Annotated in this window: 14 protein-coding genes and 1 tRNA gene; 6 read left to right on the forward strand and 9 right to left on the reverse strand. The window is 62.9% G+C overall.

Annotated elements, in window-relative coordinates:
- The first annotated feature begins 140 nt into the window (after nucleotides 1-140).
- Nucleotides 141-1,283: a BMP family protein gene (locus G9C82_RS08995; RefSeq protein ID WP_127013918.1), complete on the forward strand. Its 1,143-nt coding sequence runs from the start codon at nucleotides 141-143 to the stop codon at nucleotides 1,281-1,283.
- Nucleotides 1,283-3,613 (forward strand): methyl-accepting chemotaxis protein, encoded by a 2,331-nt coding sequence (locus tag G9C82_RS09000; RefSeq protein WP_127013919.1) that lies wholly within the window; start codon nucleotides 1,283-1,285, stop codon nucleotides 3,611-3,613. Before G9C82_RS08995 ends, G9C82_RS09000 begins: the two co-directional genes overlap by 1 nt.
- 222 nt (nucleotides 3,614-3,835) lie before the next feature.
- On the opposite strand, the gene G9C82_RS09005 is transcribed toward G9C82_RS09000, so the two are convergent.
- Together G9C82_RS09005 and G9C82_RS09010 are read right to left on the reverse strand one after the other, a co-directional pair.
- A tRNA-Pro gene (locus G9C82_RS09005) sits at nucleotides 3,836-3,908 on the reverse strand.
- A 55-nt stretch (nucleotides 3,909-3,963) separates the two neighbouring features.
- Nucleotides 3,964-5,838, reverse strand: a complete 1,875-nt coding sequence (locus G9C82_RS09010; RefSeq protein ID WP_127014431.1) for an SLC13 family permease — start codon at nucleotides 5,836-5,838, stop codon at nucleotides 3,964-3,966.
- A 142-nt stretch (nucleotides 5,839-5,980) separates the two neighbouring features.
- On the opposite strand from G9C82_RS09010, the gene G9C82_RS09015 reads away from it, so the two are divergent.
- Nucleotides 5,981-6,154, forward strand: coding sequence for a hypothetical protein (locus G9C82_RS09015; protein WP_164734752.1), 174 nt, complete (start codon nucleotides 5,981-5,983; stop codon nucleotides 6,152-6,154).
- A 37-nt stretch (nucleotides 6,155-6,191) separates the two neighbouring features.
- On the opposite strand, the gene G9C82_RS09020 is transcribed toward G9C82_RS09015, so the two are convergent.
- The 3 genes from G9C82_RS09020 to G9C82_RS09030 all read right to left on the reverse strand — a co-directional run bounded on the left by G9C82_RS09020 (nucleotide 6,192) and on the right by G9C82_RS09030 (nucleotide 11,192).
- The gene (locus G9C82_RS09020; RefSeq protein WP_127013921.1) at nucleotides 6,192-8,417 is read right to left on the reverse strand and encodes a hypothetical protein; all 2,226 of its coding nucleotides are present in this window, start codon (nucleotides 8,415-8,417) and stop codon (nucleotides 6,192-6,194) included.
- A gap of 79 nt (nucleotides 8,418-8,496) precedes the next feature.
- Nucleotides 8,497-10,542 (reverse strand): DEAD/DEAH box helicase, encoded by a 2,046-nt coding sequence (locus tag G9C82_RS09025; protein ID WP_004960065.1) that lies wholly within the window; start codon nucleotides 10,540-10,542, stop codon nucleotides 8,497-8,499.
- A 284-nt stretch (nucleotides 10,543-10,826) separates the two neighbouring features.
- The gene (locus G9C82_RS09030) at nucleotides 10,827-11,192 is read right to left on the reverse strand and encodes a cupin domain-containing protein (protein WP_127013922.1); all 366 of its coding nucleotides are present in this window, start codon (nucleotides 11,190-11,192) and stop codon (nucleotides 10,827-10,829) included.
- 100 nt (nucleotides 11,193-11,292) lie between these two features.
- Here G9C82_RS09030 and G9C82_RS09035 point away from each other — a divergent pair, with 100 nt between their 5' ends.
- Nucleotides 11,293-12,498: a CBS domain-containing protein gene (locus G9C82_RS09035; RefSeq protein ID WP_127013923.1), complete on the forward strand. Its 1,206-nt coding sequence runs from the start codon at nucleotides 11,293-11,295 to the stop codon at nucleotides 12,496-12,498.
- A gap of 3 nt (nucleotides 12,499-12,501) precedes the next feature.
- Here the strand turns inward: G9C82_RS09035 and G9C82_RS09040 are convergent, their stop codons facing one another.
- From G9C82_RS09040 to G9C82_RS09050, 3 genes are all read right to left on the reverse strand, one after another.
- Complete coding sequence (locus G9C82_RS09040) at nucleotides 12,502-13,149, reverse strand: phosphoribosyltransferase (protein WP_127013924.1); 648 nt, start codon at nucleotides 13,147-13,149, stop codon at nucleotides 12,502-12,504.
- 89 nt (nucleotides 13,150-13,238) lie between these two features.
- Complete coding sequence (locus tag G9C82_RS09045) at nucleotides 13,239-13,517, reverse strand: hypothetical protein (protein ID WP_004960054.1); 279 nt, start codon at nucleotides 13,515-13,517, stop codon at nucleotides 13,239-13,241.
- Between the two features lie 43 nt (nucleotides 13,518-13,560).
- The gene (locus G9C82_RS09050; protein ID WP_004960052.1) at nucleotides 13,561-14,409 is read right to left on the reverse strand and encodes an HNH endonuclease; all 849 of its coding nucleotides are present in this window, start codon (nucleotides 14,407-14,409) and stop codon (nucleotides 13,561-13,563) included.
- A gap of 351 nt (nucleotides 14,410-14,760) precedes the next feature.
- Here G9C82_RS09050 and G9C82_RS09055 point away from each other — a divergent pair, with 351 nt between their 5' ends.
- Complete coding sequence (locus G9C82_RS09055) at nucleotides 14,761-15,213, forward strand: DUF5814 domain-containing protein (protein ID WP_004590290.1); 453 nt, start codon at nucleotides 14,761-14,763, stop codon at nucleotides 15,211-15,213.
- On the opposite strand, the gene G9C82_RS09060 is transcribed toward G9C82_RS09055, so the two are convergent.
- Nucleotides 15,205-15,639: a CopG family transcriptional regulator gene (locus G9C82_RS09060; RefSeq protein ID WP_004515935.1), complete on the reverse strand. Its 435-nt coding sequence runs from the start codon at nucleotides 15,637-15,639 to the stop codon at nucleotides 15,205-15,207. The two genes, G9C82_RS09055 and G9C82_RS09060, sit on opposite strands and share 9 nt — an antisense overlap.
- A gap of 133 nt (nucleotides 15,640-15,772) precedes the next feature.
- Here G9C82_RS09060 and G9C82_RS09065 point away from each other — a divergent pair, with 133 nt between their 5' ends.
- Entirely contained in the window at nucleotides 15,773-16,201 is a 429-nt protein-coding gene (locus tag G9C82_RS09065; protein ID WP_007189593.1) for a VOC family protein, read from the forward strand.
- The last annotated feature ends 34 nt before the right edge of the window (nucleotides 16,202-16,235 follow it).

Raw genomic sequence — 16,235 nt, forward strand, 5'->3', positions numbered from 1 at the left:
TATGCCCACTGGCCTAAGAAGGTTCGCAAACCGGGGTGGAACTGAAATAAGGCGGCACGAGGACGGTATCAGTATCACTGTCGAGAATTGGGCCCCGTGGTTTTTGCTGGTATAGTTGATTCACTCAGAGTAGAATAATCGTGCGCAATCACAATATTACAAGACGTCAGCTCCTCGCCAGCGGCGGCGCGGCCGCGACCGCAGCACTCGCCGGCTGTGCGGGTGGTTTTGGAGGGACCGGACAGGGAGACGAGGGGGCCAGCGACAGCCAAGAAGCAACTGCCAGTGGCATCGACGAGAGCGATGCGGCGGCGACTGTCGGAATGGTGTACGCGCTGGGTGGGCTCGATGACCGCTCGTTCAACGATGCTGCGAACCGCGGCATTCAGCGCGCACGCCTCGATGACGGGGTCGAGTACACGAACCACGAGCCAACCAGTGTCGCCGGGTTCGGCGAAATACAGGCCGAACTGGCGAGTTCGACGAGTCCGTCATACGACCTGATCTGTTGTATCGGATTTCTGCAGGCTGAAGGGCTATCTGAGGCTGCATCGGAGTACACGGACCAGCAGTTCATGATCGTCGACTCTGTCGTGGATGCAGACAACGTGGCGAGTTACGTGTTCCGCGAACACGAGGGGTCGTTTCAGGCCGGGAACCTCGCTGGGCTGCTCACAACCAGAGATGTCGACCTCGGTGCGGGTGCGACGAACCCGGAAGAGACGACGGTCGGGTTTATCGGCGGCCTCGACCAGCCGCTCATCCACAAGTTCGAGGCCGGCTTCAGAGCCGGCGTCGAGTACGCTAACACAGACGTTGATGTCCTCGCCGAGTACCTCGGGAACTTCGACGACGTGCAGGGCGCTCGGGACATCGCAGCCGGGATGTACGACGATGGGGCGGACATCGTCTACCACGCGGCGGGTGGCGCAGGTGTCGGCATCTTCCAGGCCGCACAGGCCAGTGGCCGGTACGCAATCGGGGTGGACTCAGACCAGTCCCGGAGTAACCCTCGGTACGCGGATGTCGTACTCGCGAGCATGGTCAAGCGAGTGAACGTTGCGGTCTACGACGCGGCGACGGCGACGGTCGCGGACAACCTCCCCGCTGGTGAGGTTGTCTCGCTTGGGCTTGATAGTGATGGCGTCGGCGTCGTCTATGGCACCTCCCTCGAGCCGGCAATTCCCGACGATATCAGGGAGGCGCTGTCGACATCGCGGGAGCAAATCGCCGCCGGCGACATCGTCGTGCCCACTGAGCGCTCCAACACGGGTGGTGCCTGATGGCGGGCGGTCCGCTCGACGGACTGGCGAGCGCGCTTGATCGAGTCGCTCCCGAATTCATACGGCAGCGGTTCGCTGCGAAGTTTGCTGTTGCGTTCCTCGCCGTGTTGCTCGTCATCGCGGGCGCCGGCGCGTTCACGTTTCAGGCGACATCCACAGCAGTCGAGCAACAGACAACCGAACAGCTCGCCGAGACCAGCCAGCTGGAGGGGGACTCTATCGGCTCGTGGGTCGAACAGCAACGCACGCACACCCGGTCCATTTCGCAGGGTGAACCACTCCGGAGCGACCGGCGCGCTGCGGCGTACATCCTGCTGCAGGACCAGTTACTGCCTGACGACGTTGTCAGTATGCACCTCGTAAACGAATCCCGTGGCGAGGTAGTCGCCAGCACGGAACTCCCGCTAGAGGGACGGTCGCTGTCCGAACTTGACGCGCCGTGGACGGCCGCCGAAGTGCCGGAGGGGCCCGGCAACAACACACAGGTCTGGTCGAGTAGTCGGTCGTACCGCTCGCCGGTCCTCAACGACGAGCCCGTGATGGCGTTCGCGAGCTCGGTCCCGAAGCGTGACGGCTCGCACCTCGTCGTCGTCACGCGTATCCAGAGTCAGGTCGACCGGCTCAGCGATACGAATTCGACGAAGGAAACCACGATTCTGAACACCAACGACGAGACGGTACTGAACATCGACCGCAAGTTCGATGCTGCCACCCACAGTGAGAGCCTCGCGGCAATCCGCGACGCGAACGGCACTGCAGCCCCGGTGACAGCGGTGTCCGATGGTCGCGTGTACGCGTTCGCGCCCGTCCCGACCACGAACTGGGTCACAGTGACCAGTCTAGACACGGCACAGGCGTTCAGTGTCCGGGATACGGTCGGGCAGACGGTCGGACTGCTTGTCCTGCTGGCACTCGTTTCGTTGTCGGCTGTCGGCCTCGTGCTCGGGAAACGCACGGTCGACCCCCTGAAGCAGCTACGAGACCGTGCTGAACGCATCGAGGCCGGCGACTTCGATGTCGACCTCTCGACGAACCGCGCCGATGAAATCGGCCGGCTCTACGGGACGTTTGACGATATGCGGATCTCTCTGCAGAACCGCATTCAGGAAGCGGAGGATGCAGTTGAGGAAGCGAAGACGGCGCGGTCGGAGGCCGAGGAGCTCCGCACGGAAGCGGAGGACGCACGGGCTGAGGCGGAGGAAGCCAGCCAGCGGCTTCAGGAGCGCGCTACCGAGTACAGCGCGGTGATGCAGGAGATCGCTGACGGTGATCTCACGAAGCGACTCGACGAAGACGCGGAGGAGACGGCAATGCGAGAAGTCGCAGTGGAGTTCAACGCAATGCTCGACGGGCTCGAAGCCACCGTCAGTGAGGTCGCGGCGTTCGCCGACGAGGTCGCGGATGCCACAATCGAGGTCGCAACTGGGGCCGAAGAAATCGAGACGACGAGCCAGACCGTCAGTGACCGCATACAGGAGATCGCCGACGGCGCTATCAGACAGCACGACGACCTTGAGGAGGCTGCCGCCGAAATGGACGAGCTATCGGCGAGCATCGAGGAAGTCGCAGCGTCGTCGACGACGGTCGCAGAGACGGCCAGGGAAGCCGTCGACCGTGGCGAAACGGGCCGGGAAGCCGCCGAGTCAGCCATTGACGACATGGCGGAAATCGAGTCCCGCTCGGCAGACGCGGTCGACCAGATTCTCGCGCTACAGAAGCGGATGGACGACATCGGCGAGATTGTCGACTTCATCTCGGATATCGCCGAGCAGACGAATATGCTCGCCCTGAACGCCAACATCGAGGCCGCCCGTGCCGACAAAGACGGCGAGGGCTTCGCCGTTGTCGCCGACGAGGTCAAGAACCTCGCGGAGGAGACGAAACAGGCGGCCGCAGAGATAGAGGCCGAAATCGCGGCCGTGCAGACGGAGACCGACGAGACTGTCACGGACATCCGCGCGACCAGCGACCACATCGACACCGGTGTGAAGACTGTCCGCGAGGCTGCCGACGCGATAGCGGACACTGTCGACGCAATCGAGAACGCCAACGATGGGATTCAGGAGATTGCGGACGCCACCGAGGACCAGGCCGACGCAACGCAGAGCGTCGTCCACCGCGTCGACGGGGTGTCCGAGATCAGCCAGAACGTGACGGAAGACGCCGAGCAGGTATCGGCGGCCGCCGAAGAGCAGTCCGCGTCCGTCGCTGAAATCGCCCAGAGCGCGGACGAACTCCGCGACCGTGCCGACTCGCTGGCCGCGACCGTCGACGAGTTCGACACCAGTAGCAGGGAGGACGACCACAGCGATGTCGGAGGCCAGCGATAACACGCCACGCGTTCCGCCCCTGACGGGACTGGCGACTAGCGCGATGTGACATCGCGACGGCATCTTTTTGCAGTGTCGCCCGGGGAATCGGTACGGGCATAGTGGTGAGGACGGGCCGCGGCTACGAGTGGGAGTGGCGATGACAGCAAGGGGCTGGCAAGACAGGCTGCTAGAGAAGTAGCGGTAGACGCGGCAGAAAGGCCGCGTTCGTTATCGCAGGTATGGGATCGCCCAGATTTGAACTAGGGGCGCGGGCACCCAAGGCCCGAAGGTTACCAAGCTACCCCACGATCCCGTACTACTCTCTCGATTCGACAGCCTGTAAAGCGTTTCGTTGCGAGACGGCCATGTCACGCGGGAGCGAGGCCCCAGAAATATGCGATGCCAAGCGTCGTTGCGACGGCGAATACGGCCTGTAGCGGCGCACCAACCTTCAGATAGTCGGTGAATCGGTACCCACCGGGCCCATAGACAAGGAGGTTGGTCTGATAGCCAACCGGCGTCATGAACGCCGTCGAGGCAGCGAAGGTGACGGCGAGGACGAAGGCGAAGGCGTTGGCGTTCAGTTGCTGGGCGGTTTCGATGGCGACCGGGATCATCAGGACGACGGAGGCATTGTTCGAGATGATGTTCGTCAGCAGCGCCGTAACGAGATACATGAGTCCAAGGACAACAGCGAGGCCGCCCCCAGCGGTAAGGACGCTGCCAGCGCCCATGACGAACAGCTCCGCGAGCAAGTCAGCGCCGCCGGTCTCCTGTAGTGCGGTACCAAGCGGGATGACGCCGGCGAGCAGGAAGATGACATCCCACTGGACGGCGTCGTACAGCTCCGGGGGGCGGAGACAGCCAGTGAGCACCATCGCCAGCGCGCCGCCGAGCGCCGAGATGACGATGTGAACCGGCGTCAGCGCCGCGACGCCGACGACAGCAGCGACGATGCCGATAGCGACGGGAATCTTCGACCGCCGGAAATCCGGGCGTGCGACCTCCTGGGCGACGATGAAGTCGTTGTTACGGTTGAGACGGTCGATGCTTTCAGGAGTGGCCTGCACCAGAAGCGTATCGCCGATGCGGAGTGTAACGTGGTCCATTCGTTGGCGGTACAGCTCCTGCCCGTGGCGAAGCGCCAGCACTGTCGCGTCGTAGCGCTGGCGGAAGTTCGTGGAGACGAGTGTCTCGCCAATAAGCGAGGAGCCGGGGGCGACGACAACCTCAACGAGGTTTTTCCGCTCGTTTGCGGTTTCCAGTTCCGCGTCGTCGACCTCGACATCCGGAATGATGTCCAGCCCTTCGACATCGAGGAGGTCGACGAGCGTGTCTCGGTCCGTCCGAACGGCGAAGACATCACCGGCCCGAATGGATTTCTGGCCGAGCGGTTCGAGGAACGTGCGTTTCTCACGGACCAACTGGACGATGTCCACGTCGAACGCCGAAACTCTGAGCGCCTCGTCGACAGTCTGCCCGATGAGCGGGGAGTCTTCGCGAACGACGACCTCGGTGAGATACTCACCCATCTCGAACTCCTCGGTGAGGTCCTCTTCGACCGGAATCCGCGACGGGACCAGATAGCGCCCGACGGTAAGAAGATAAACCGTTCCGATGACGGTCACGATGATGCCGAGCTGGGTGAACTCGAACATACTGAACGGCTGGTCGATCAGTTCCGCCGAGAGCTGCGAGGCGAGGATGTTCGTCGACGTCCCAATGAGCGTCAGCATTCCGCCGAACATCGAAGCATAGGACAGCGGCAACAGTAGTTTCGACGGCGAGAGCTTGCCCTTGTGTGCGATGTCAGTGACCATCGGCAGGAGGATGGCAACGGCGGCAGTGTTGTTGATGAACCCGGAGATAGGCGCGACCAGCCCGACGGTCGCACTGAGCTGTTTCGTTTCGCTGTCTCCGGTCAGCGAGGCGATTTTCGCGCCGAGAATCTGGACGATCCCGGTCCGCTGGACGCCGTCCGAGAGGATGAACATCGCCAGCACCGTTATGGTCGCCGTCGAGGCGAAGCCAGAGAGCCCGCGGTCCAGCGGCGAAATCCCGTCACCGGCCTGGTGTAACACGTACACCGGCTCGGCAATGAGTCCGGCATCAGCCGCCAGAGTCGTTGCTGGCTCGGCCAGCATCAGCGCGACCATAACGGCAATAGCGGTCACATCGACGGGCAGCGCCTCCGTCGCAAACAGCACCAGCGCAGCGACAATGACCGCAAACACGAACAACATCCCCGGCGTGAGAGGTGGCAGCGACACGTCTGGCCCCTGCGCCGCCAGTGACAAAAGGATGGGTCGTTTGCGAGTGGCGACATCCTCACGCGACCCGGAACCGCAGCCGACGTTTATGCCTGTCCGGGCCGAACGTATCATAATGAGCCTTTTCAACGATATCGGTCGGAAAGTCGAGACGCTGAAGCAGGAAGTCGAAAAGGCGTCTGACGACGAGGCCACCCACCAGTGCAGCGAGTGTGAAACGCGCCTCTACACGGATCACGACGAGTGTCCCGACTGTGGGAGCACGGCTGTCCTCCCCCTGTCTGACTAGCAACAGCGGGGAAACGACGGACCGGGACTCACATCGCTCACCGTGCCGGCCCCTCACGACCAAGATCGTCGAGCAGGGCGTCGTAGCTCCGGCCAAACACCGCCTGTTTTCTGAGCGACGTTATCGCGACCTCGAAGACAGGGACTGCGAACTGCCCGGCCGGCCCACCGACGACGACGGCCGCTTCGTGGTCCGTCTCGTCGGTCCAGTCGCCATCGAGGTGCCGGACGAGGACTTCGCCGAAGTAGCCGCCGAGTTCTCGCACGACGCTGGTGAACGCGCGGTCGTCGAACGACGCGTCGCTCCCGAAGGTCGTCTCGGCGAAGCGCTCGTTGTCCCACTCGGCGTCGACTAGGTCGTCAAGCCGCGAAAGCGAGGCCGGCGAGAAATCGAGGTCGTGCTCGCCCCAGAAGTCAGCGAACTCGACAGCGGTGTCGGCGTGGTCCGCCCGGACCGTGCCGGATTCCCACGAGCGGGCCATCGAGCTAGCGGTCGAATCGCTGTCACTGGGTGCAGATAGGTCACTCTCGTCGGTGTCTGCTGTCGCAGCCGTCTCGTCAGCGGTTACGTCCTGTGACGCTGCGTGCTCGCTGGTATCGTTCGCCTTGACATCTGCGACAGGAGCCGATGTGTTGGGACTGTCATCAAACAGCTCCGTGGTGTCAGAGTCCGAAACGGCTGCCGGGGTATCATCGACCCTCGCGTCGGCGATGTCTGCAGGTGACTCATCAGCCGTCGTTTCGGCAGCCGCCTCTGCGTCTGGAACGGTATCTGACAACGCATCCGGCGAGCTATCGCGGGTCGGTTCGTCGTCCATCGATGTGTCGGACAATGTGTCGTCGGCTGTGCCCGTCGCTGCTTCGTCAGCGGCTGTGTCCGTCGCTGCTTCGTCGTCGGCTGTGTCAGTTGCCGCCCGCGCGGGCGTGGTGTCATCGGTTCCATCCTCATCGCGGGAGTCGACAGCCGAGCCTTCGGACGGTGTCTCGGCCGCTGGCGTTTCATCAGAGGAGTCCGCTGTGGCACTATCGAACGACGACTCCGCTTCATCGATATACGCAACCGGCTCGTCGGCTGCGGCCGCATCGGTCGTTGTTTCGACAGCATCAGTCGTATCAGCGGCCGGTTCATCCGCAGAATCATCGACGGCTGACTCCTCGGCCAGCGTTTCAACTGTTGGCTGCTCATCAGCAGTGTCATCAGCCAACCACTCTGTGGCGGTGTCATCTGCCGACCGCTCTAGGGCGGTATCATCCGCCGACCGCTCTGGGGCGGTGTCGTCAGCCGCCGGCCTGTCACTCGGATCGGCAATCGATTCTTCCTCGGTGGCTGCAGTGGCTGGCGGCTCGCTACCAGCAGCATCTGACACTGAATCAATTGTATCGGAATCTGCGCTCTCGTTGCTGTCGGGGTCGTCACTGCCCCGCAGTGGCTCGTTCTCCGGTTCGTCATCAACCGCACTGGCGACGGGCGTGGGGTCGGTGTCGTCCGACCGGTCATCAGCTTCCGACTCGGATTCGACCCGTTTGACGATGCGGGTCGGCTCCGTTTCGACAGCTTGAGACGGCTCAGAATCAGTGGTATCGCCGGCAGGTGCCTCACCTCGCTCGTCTGTCGCCGTCGGTTCGGGAGGGGCCTCGCGCTCGTCCGCCTGTGCATCACCAACACGGCTAACGATCCGCGTCGGCTCGGAGACGACGCTGTCGGCGTCGGTTTCATCTGCCTCCAAATCTGCCCGCCCATCACCGTCGGGAGTCTGTATGCTATCCAGTGCCAGTTCGGATTCCAGACGTGTCACGACAGCCGCAAACACCGGCTCGTCGCCGAACGAGCGGGCGGCCACGTCGAACACCGCGACGGTCACCTCGTCGTCCGGGCCGGAAACGGTAACGCCCCATCGGCCGTCGGACTGGACCCACTCGCCGTCGTACGCCCGCACGAGGAGTTCACCGAGATAGCTCCCGAACCGGACTGTGTTCTCGGTGTAGGTCGTCGTCCCCGCGGCGTCGCCGACGGTCTCGCCGCCGTAGCTCTCCTCGATGGCCGTATCGAGGCGGGCAAGCGCATCGGGGTCGAATGTCAGCGGGTCCGCGCCATCGACGACGTTCTCGGCGTACTCCCGGAACGTCGTCGGGTCGAGCGCCGCCGTGTCTAGGCGGTCCGGCCCATCGTCGGACGGCCCGTTATCCTTTGCCGTCCGCTCGTCCCCGTCGGTCGACGAGTCATCGCCACCGACGGCACGACGGATCCTATCGAACAGGCCCATGGACACCGGAAGTACGTGCCGCTACAAGAATGTACGCCGAAAGGATATTCAGCCGACAGGTTGGACGGGCGCGGACCGCTCAGTGCTCGTCGCGTAATTCCATGTCGGCGACGATTTCGTAGGGATGCTGTCCCTTGCGGATGCCGTCGAGCAACTGGAAAGACTCATCGGGCGCGAGGAAATGCCGGGTCACAGCCCGGCCAAGCGGCGTCGGCGAGAGGCCGTCGATAAACTCGTATTCGAGCAGTTTCCCCAGCGCGTGTTTCGTCGGCACCTCGCCGACCATCCGGTCGTTGAGCCGCTTGGCCTGCTTGCCGGCGACGGTGACGTTAGCCAGCGTCTCTTCGACGGCTGCGCCCTCGTCGTAGCGGGTGATGACCGGCTCCATCTCGCCTTTCAGCAGCTTGAACGCCACTTCGTCTTCGGTCATCTCCATGCTGTTGTGGTACGAACAATCAGGCTCGACCAGCATGTAGACGGTCCCCTTGTCGTGGTAGTCCGGGCGGCCGGCCCGGCCGAGCATCTGGCTGAACTCCTGGACTGTGAGCCATTCGATACCCATCGCCAGTGAGTCGAAGATGACCTGCGAGGCGGGGAAGTCGACTCCGGCAGCCAGCGCCGCCGTCGTCACGACCGCTGCGAGGTCCTGATCGGCGAACTGCCGCTCGACCCGCTGGCGCTTCCGGTTGTCCAGTCCGGCGTGGTACGGCGCAGAACTGTACTCCAGTTTGCGTGAAATCTGGTGACAGCGCCGCCGGGAGTTCGTGAAGATGATGGTCTGCCCGCGGTACCCCTTGCTGGATTTGTTGTCGAACGCCCGCTTGACGAGCTTCTTTTCGGTCTCGATCTTCTCGCGGCCGTCGGCGAACGTGACGTGGCGCTCGATTGGAACCGGTCGCTCCTCGAATTCGATGAGCGTCGCCCGGAGCTGGTCGGCCAGCTGTCCGGGGTTGCCGACCGTCGCCGAGAGATAGATCCACTGCGTGTCGCCGCTATCCGGTGCGCCACCGGACTCGCAGTAGTATTTGAGTCTGGAAATCAGCCCGTCGAGCCGGTGGCCCCGCTCGTCCTCCCCAAGCGTGTGGACCTCGTCGATGACGACGGTTCCAACAGTACCGAGGTCCTTGCCGGTCCGGAGCGCGTGGTCGATGCCCTCGTAGGTCCCGACGATAACGTCGGCTTCGGGGTCGAAGCGCCCGCCTTCGTCAGCAATGCGGCTCGCGCCAACGCGCAGCGACACGTCGACCATGTCGCCGTAGCGGTCCTGAAACTGCTCGTATTTCTGGTTCGCAAGGGCGACCAGCGGGACGAGAAACAGCATCGTCCCCTTGTTGTTCAGGACGCGGTCGATGCCGGCCATTTCGCCGATGAGCGTTTTCCCCGTCGCCGTCGCGCTCACGACGAGCTGGTCGCGGCCCTCCGTGGCCCCGTGCTCGACGGCGAGACTCTGGACCGGGAGCAGTGTATCGAACCGCGATTCGAGATGGTCCTGCATCCCGGGATGGAGGTCCAGCGAGTCGACGCGAACGGGGTCGACCTCGTCGACGGTGGCCGAGATCTCGTCGAACTTCGTCAGGTCCGGGTCCAGTTGGCCGGACAGGAGGTTCGTCACCCGGTCGAGGTCCTGTACTTCGAGCAGAAGCTCTTCGAGTCGGTCGCGGGCGTCGCCGCTGATGCTCCCTTTGAACGCGAGTTCGCGGTCGAGTTGCTGGCGAGCACACTCCGGACAGATGGTTTCGTCATCGGTCTCGATAGCAGTCTCGCTGGTAATCGGCGAGTAACGCCCGTCAGAGGCACAGAGCCGACAGGTCCGGACGACCTTGGCCTCGACCTGGTACGCGTCGAGCATCTCGCGGACGCGGTCGCGGGCGAGCGGCGCGGTCTGTTCTGAAATACGAATGCGAGCCGCACGGCGAGCGAGGTCGACGAACTGGTCGGGCGAGCGAAGCTCCTCGCTGGTCCCGTCCTTGACGCGGAGCCGACGCGGGCGGGGGCCGGCGTCGGTCTCTTTCAGTTCGAGGATTCCGTGGAAGAGCCGCTCGCCGTCCCGGTGGGCGGCGACGCGGAACTCCTCGCCGTGTTCGTGGAGGAACAGGGTCTCTACCTGTGCGGCCTGCTGTGACACAATTATCTAGTGGCGACTGCGCTACTTGAGCGGTTCGGACTAGCTGTGAGCGGGACGAATCACGCGGCTACGGTTTCGAACAGCCAGAAAGCCCCGAGCCGCTGGACTACTGCGACTCGCTGCGCTCCTCGGTCGTTGCACTCCCTGCGGTGCTTACGTCGTCTCGAACGCCCAGCGGCTCGCCCCTTTCGGTCCCACCCGGCCTGGATTGGGTAGTCGGCTCTGTGTTGGGCGCTCTGGTGCTCAGTTGTTGCTACGCCTGTGGTAGATGCACATGCTAGCAGTCACTCTTGCAGTTTGATTTCGTCATCGCCAGCGGGAACCGCACAGAGAAACGCGCCCGGTTCGTCGCCGTCGTTACGATACCAGTGGACAGCGCCAGCGGGGATATGGAGGCTGTCGCCCGCCCCGACGGCGTACTCCTCGCCCTCGATGCCGACGGTGTACCGGCCAGCAAGGACGTATTGCTCGTGTTCGATGTCGTTGGTGTGTTTCGGCACGCTGCCGCCGGGGGCGAGCGTGAAGCGACGGATTGCGAGGTTGCCGCCGCCGCTCTCCTCGCCGATGAGGACGCCCTTTTCAAGCCCGTCAGCTGCGTCGACGTCCTCGTACACAATGTCGTCCGCGCGGCGAATCAGTGGGTCGCTCATGTGCGGTCCATCGCGGGCTCGGCGCAAAGGCGTACCGGCGGCGGTGACCATGGCAGTCCCGCCAAGGGGGCTTAAGACCGTCCCGCGTCAACCTCCCGATATGCGCCGGTTTCGCATCGGAAGCGCGTTTGGAATCCCCATCCAGTTGGACCTGACGTTTCTCCTCGTGCTACCGCTGTTCGCCTGGATTATCGGGACACAGATCGAACAGACAACTGAGCTGTTGAACGGGACGCTGAACGCCGGGCTGGACGCGGCCGTCCTTACCGACGGCGCGCTCGTCTGGGTACTCGGCATCGGTGCGGCCCTCGGCCTGTTCACCGGCGTCGTCCTCCACGAACTCGGCCACTCCCTCGTCGCTATCCGCTATGGCTTCCCGATCGATTCCATCACGCTCTGGCTGTTCGGCGGCATCGCCCAACTCAGCGAGATGCCCGAAGACTGGAAACAGGAGCTGGTCATCGCCATCGCCGGCCCCATCGTCAGCATCGCCATCGGCGCTGTCTGTTTCGTCGCGTTCCAGATTCTCCCGAGCGGCGCGGGGACCATCGTCGAATCGACGCGGTTCATCCTCGGCTATCTCGCGCTGATGAATATCGCGCTGGCGGCGTTCAACATGCTGCCGGGGTTCCCGATGGACGGCGGCCGTGTCCTGCGTGCGCTGCTCGCCCGCCGGCGGTCCTACGCCCGAGCGACGACAATCGCCGCCGAAGTCGGGAAGATATTCGCCGTCTTTCTCGGCCTGTTTGGCATCTTCGTCCTCGGGAATATCTTCCTCGCCGGGCTGGCGTTCTTCATCTACATCGGGGCGGCGGGCGAGTCCCGCCAGACCTCGATGCGGGCCGCGTTCGAGGGCGTCACCGTCGCAGACGTGATGACCCCAGCGGACCACGTCACGACAGTCGCCGACGATATGTCTGTCCGGGAACTCATTCAGACGATGTTCAGGGAGCGCCACACCGGCTATCCGGTCAAGCGCAGCGGCGAGGTCGTCGGCCTCGTCACGCTCGAAGACGCCCGCGCCGTTCAGGAAGTCGAGCGCGAGGCCTACACCGTCGGCGACGTGATGACGACGGAAATCATCACAATCAGTCCGGAGACCGACGTGATGGACGCGCTGACCTCGCTGCAGCAGAACTCCGTTGGTCGCCTGCTCGTCACTGACGAGGACGGCTCCTTCGAGGGACTACTCACCAGGTCTGACATCATGACAGCACTTTCGATTATCAAATCAAGCAGCGACTACACCGCCATCGGCGAGTCAGAAACCGAGACCGTCCGGCCGGAATCAAGAATCGAGCGGTAGCGGTCACTCCTCGGCGAGATACGACATCGCCGCCTCGTCGGAGACCTGCTCGAACTGCTCGTAGTACTGGCCGACAGCGCGAAACGCCGACGGCCTTTCCAGACAGACCACTTCGTCGACCAGCGCTTCGAGGTCCGACATCGCCCGCGGCGAGGCCACCGGGACCGCGAGCACGAGTCGTTCGGGGTCCGCCTGTCGAATCTGCTCGATACAGGCCCGCGCCGTTGCCCCCGTCGCCACACCATCGTCGACGAGGCAGACTCGCTTCCCGGTAAGTGTCGGCGACGACTCCGAACTGCGGTAGCGCTGGGCCTTCTGTCGGGCGGCTTCCGCCATCTCCGCTCGTGTGCTCGCAACGTAGTCACGGGGTATCTCGCGTTGCTCGATGACATCGGTGTTGAGCCAGACCGCTCCGTCCGCGGCGACGGCGCCGATAGCGTACTCGGGGTTGTTCGGTGCGCCGATCTTCTTTGCGACCGCGATGTCTAGCGGCGCGTCCAGCGCGTCGGCGACGGGCCGCCCGATTGGCAGCCCACCGCGCGGAATTGCGAGGACGATGTCGACTGTGATGTCCCGCTCACGCAACGCCTCTCCCAGCCGCTGTCCAGCAGCCTGCCTGTTCTTGAACGTCGGGGAGCGGTTGCGTCCCATACTAGTTAGTTCGCTGTCGAGATGCAAATATTTCCGCATTCTGGCAGCGGCGAGATAGTCGAACGAGCCGATCCCGGCAAAGCCCCGCGTTAGTCGTCGGACAGCGCTGTGGCAACCGCTTCGAGTTCGCCCTTCCGGAAGGGCTGCTCCGCGTCCGCCGGGTCGTCGTCCTCCTGCGCTCCGATTTTCCAGAGAATACCCGCTCGCATCTGTGGCTTCGATGGGAGCCGGTCCGTGTCAATGTCGTACCCCACAGCCTCGCAGATCGCTGCCAGGGCTTCCTTGGTGAAAGCAGTCGAGACCGGCCGTTCGTACCGCCCAACAGCTTCACGAATCTCGTTTCGGAGTTCGTCGACAGTCGGTGACATACGCGTACTGGCGGCGGGCCGGATTGTGTAGATTCCGGTCCGATTACACCGTCGCGCCGCCAACAGCAGACGGGTCCCATCGGGGGATGCCGGCCCGCCAGCGCAGTTCCGCCCGCGAGACACGGCCGAACTCCGCCCGACGGTGACAGCTCGGACACAGCGAGACGACATTGTCAAGCGTGTGTGCGTCCCGAACGGCGAGCGCCCGCAGTGCGGCGAACAGACGGACTGGGACGATGTGGTGCACATCCGGGTTCCGCCCCAGTTCGTCGGCATTAGTCCCACACAATACGCACGCGTGGTCGTCCCGTGCTAAAGCCTGCTCGCGTACTGCCCGCCATCCCGGCCCGTAGTCGCCGACGCCACCGCCGCGCCAGTTCGGATGGCCGTCACCAGTGAACGCCTCGGAGAGCCACGCGGCGTGGCAGTCGCGGCTGCAAAGGACGACTTCACCAGTCACGTCGCTGGGATATCGCTCGACGGGGCTATCACAGATAGAACAGTCAAGCTTGAGCTTTCCACCACTCCAGTTCGGGTTGTCAGCCCCGGAAATCTGTCGCGTGTGTCGCCACTCGGCGTCCTCGACACAGTCCGGACAGTAACACCCCTCCTTCTCGGATGGGTAGTACTCGAAAGTCGTGCCGCAGTTGTCACAGGAAGTCTCCTCTTTTGCATCGGAGTAGTTCGGGTTGTCAGCCCCAGAAAAGGAGACTGCAGCGTCGCGGCACTCGCCAGAGCAGTAGCGTTTCTCGTATTCAGAATGAAATGTATCCGAGCAACGATCACACTCCCGGTTTGGCAGGCGTTCGCCGTGCGTGCTGCTGTGGTGAACCCCGAGGCCGCGTTTAGAGTCGAACGTCCGGTTACATGAGGGACAATCGTGGATTACCATTGAAAAATAGCACTCCCTGACACTTCATAAAGAACCGGGATCAAAATGAAAATGAAAACCTACGAAACGCTGAAAGTATCGAAATAAGCGGGTAAAAGGTCTAAGTCCGGGCGCGGGAATTGAACCCGCCTCTTAGCCACCACAAGGCTAAAGGATGCCACTACCCCAGCCCGGACACGCTATTGAAGCAACTATAGATATTCCGCTGGAACAGAAATACGTTACGAATCTGGAAACCAGTGAGTCGTGAGAGCGCGTGACAGCGGTGGCACAGCGGTTCGGGGTTGGCTTCGAAACCCATCAAGTGCTTCGAGACGCTTTTACACAGGCGACACGTATGGAAGGGCACGCGTGGCCATCACGGACAAGATTTACGTCAAGAACCACCAGCAACTCGCCTCCCAGCTAGAGACGAGTTTCCCGAAAGGGGCGTTCAAGGGGGCGACGCTGGACATCCTCTTTCAGGGCGAGGGGCTGGCAAAACTCGACGAAGCCTCCAGAGAGCGGGTTCTGGATTTCGCGGAGGATTTCCTGGACTGTGACTGTGAGGCCAACCCCCACTGTGGCTGTGCTGAGCGGAAGTTCATTTCGTACCTGCTGGAACTGCGCGAGCAGGGGATGGGGCCGGACGCAATCGTCGACGTGATGAGCGATGACTACATGCTGTATGCCTATCCGGGCGACGTGCTGTCTTTCCTCGATAACTCCGTCAGAACGTTAGAAGCCGTGGAAACTCTGGCCGACGTCGATGGGCGCGACGACGTGGCCGAAGACGTACAACAGAAGCGTCAGCGGTTACTCTAGGTCGTCGAAGCTGCCGATGCGATAGGAGGCGTCCTCCTCTTCGCCCTGGTCGAGGTCTTCGAGGTGAATGACCTCGTCTTGGTCCATCTCGTCGAGTTGCTGGCGGAGTTTGGTGACGTAACGCTTGTGTTCTTCCAGTTGTTCGCGGAGATGTTCGGCTTCGAGTTCGAGTCGCTCGTGCTCACGGACGAAGCTCTTCGGAACTTCGACTTTCGGCGGGAAGCTCTCGGTACTGGTCTCGGTTGCGTCGTCCTCGAACTCGTGTTCCGGCGCGACCTTCACCTGACCGTCGTGGGAAACAAGCGTGTCGACGTAGTCACGAAAAACTGCGGACAGCGAGATATCGCGCTCCTCGGCGATTTCGCGGAGGGTTTCGAATTTGTCCTCGCTGACGCGAAAGGAGATAGTCTTGTTTTTGTTGCCCATAGTTATGTACTGTTTTAGCAGCAACGTATTTAATCGTTTGTCAGACGCTACCGGACCGGTCCCTTGGTGGCCGGCTTTGACGACAGTCGAACCGCTGTGATTTAACCGCCGGCCGACCTCGGTATCGGCAAAGATGGCGACAGACATCGACGCAACTGGCCACCACTTCGGTATCATCGTCAGCAATCTGGACCGCGCGGTCGAGTTCTACCGGGACGTGCTGGGGCTTGACGTAGTGACTCGCTTTTCCGTCGGTGACGAGGCGTTTGGAGCCGCTGTCGACATTGAGGGAGCCAGCGCCGAACTGGTCCACCTCGACGCCGGCAACGTGCGTCTGGAACTGGCGACCTACGAACCCGAGGGCGAGGAAATGCCCGACCCCGACCTCAATCGCCCGGGGGCGACCCATCCCGGTCTGGAAGTCGACGACCTCGACGCCGTCGCCGACCGCTTGCCCGACGACGTTGAGACGCTCAGCGGCCCGCAAACGACCGAAAGCGGGACGACTATCATGTTCGTCGTCGACCCAGAGGGGAACCGAATCGAGCTACTGGAGCCGTAGCAGCGGACCACTCACCAGCAGCAAAAATAGACGA

The sequence above is a fragment of the Haloarcula sp. R1-2 genome (genome assembly GCF_011627385.1).
Taxonomy (GTDB): Archaea; Halobacteriota; Halobacteria; order Halobacteriales; family Haloarculaceae; genus Haloarcula; species Haloarcula marismortui.

What these genes read in the sequence shown, in the direction of transcription:
- G9C82_RS09030 (WP_127013922.1), bottom strand. Translation starts at nt 11,192, where the DNA reads ATGAGCGACCCACTGATTCGCCGCGCGGACGACATTGTGTACGAGGAC.
- G9C82_RS09040 (WP_127013924.1), bottom strand. Translation starts at nt 13,149, where the DNA reads ATGGGACGCAACCGCTCCCCGACGTTCAAGAACAGGCAGGCTGCTGGA.
- G9C82_RS09035 (WP_127013923.1), top strand. Translation starts at nt 11,293, where the DNA reads ATGCGCCGGTTTCGCATCGGAAGCGCGTTTGGAATCCCCATCCAGTTG.
- G9C82_RS09010 (WP_127014431.1), bottom strand. Translation starts at nt 5,838, where the DNA reads ATGTTGTTCGTGTTTGCGGTCATTGTCGCTGCGCTGGTGCTGTTTGCG.
- G9C82_RS09000 (WP_127013919.1), top strand. Translation starts at nt 1,283, where the DNA reads ATGGCGGGCGGTCCGCTCGACGGACTGGCGAGCGCGCTTGATCGAGTC.
- G9C82_RS09060 (WP_004515935.1), bottom strand. Translation starts at nt 15,639, where the DNA reads ATGGGCAACAAAAACAAGACTATCTCCTTTCGCGTCAGCGAGGACAAA.
- G9C82_RS09050 (WP_004960052.1), bottom strand. Translation starts at nt 14,409, where the DNA reads ATGGTAATCCACGATTGTCCCTCATGTAACCGGACGTTCGACTCTAAA.
- G9C82_RS09065 (WP_007189593.1), top strand. Translation starts at nt 15,773, where the DNA reads ATGGCGACAGACATCGACGCAACTGGCCACCACTTCGGTATCATCGTC.
- G9C82_RS09015 (WP_164734752.1), top strand. Translation starts at nt 5,981, where the DNA reads ATGAGCCTTTTCAACGATATCGGTCGGAAAGTCGAGACGCTGAAGCAG.
- G9C82_RS09045 (WP_004960054.1), bottom strand. Translation starts at nt 13,517, where the DNA reads ATGTCACCGACTGTCGACGAACTCCGAAACGAGATTCGTGAAGCTGTT.
- G9C82_RS09020 (WP_127013921.1), bottom strand. Translation starts at nt 8,417, where the DNA reads ATGGGCCTGTTCGATAGGATCCGTCGTGCCGTCGGTGGCGATGACTCG.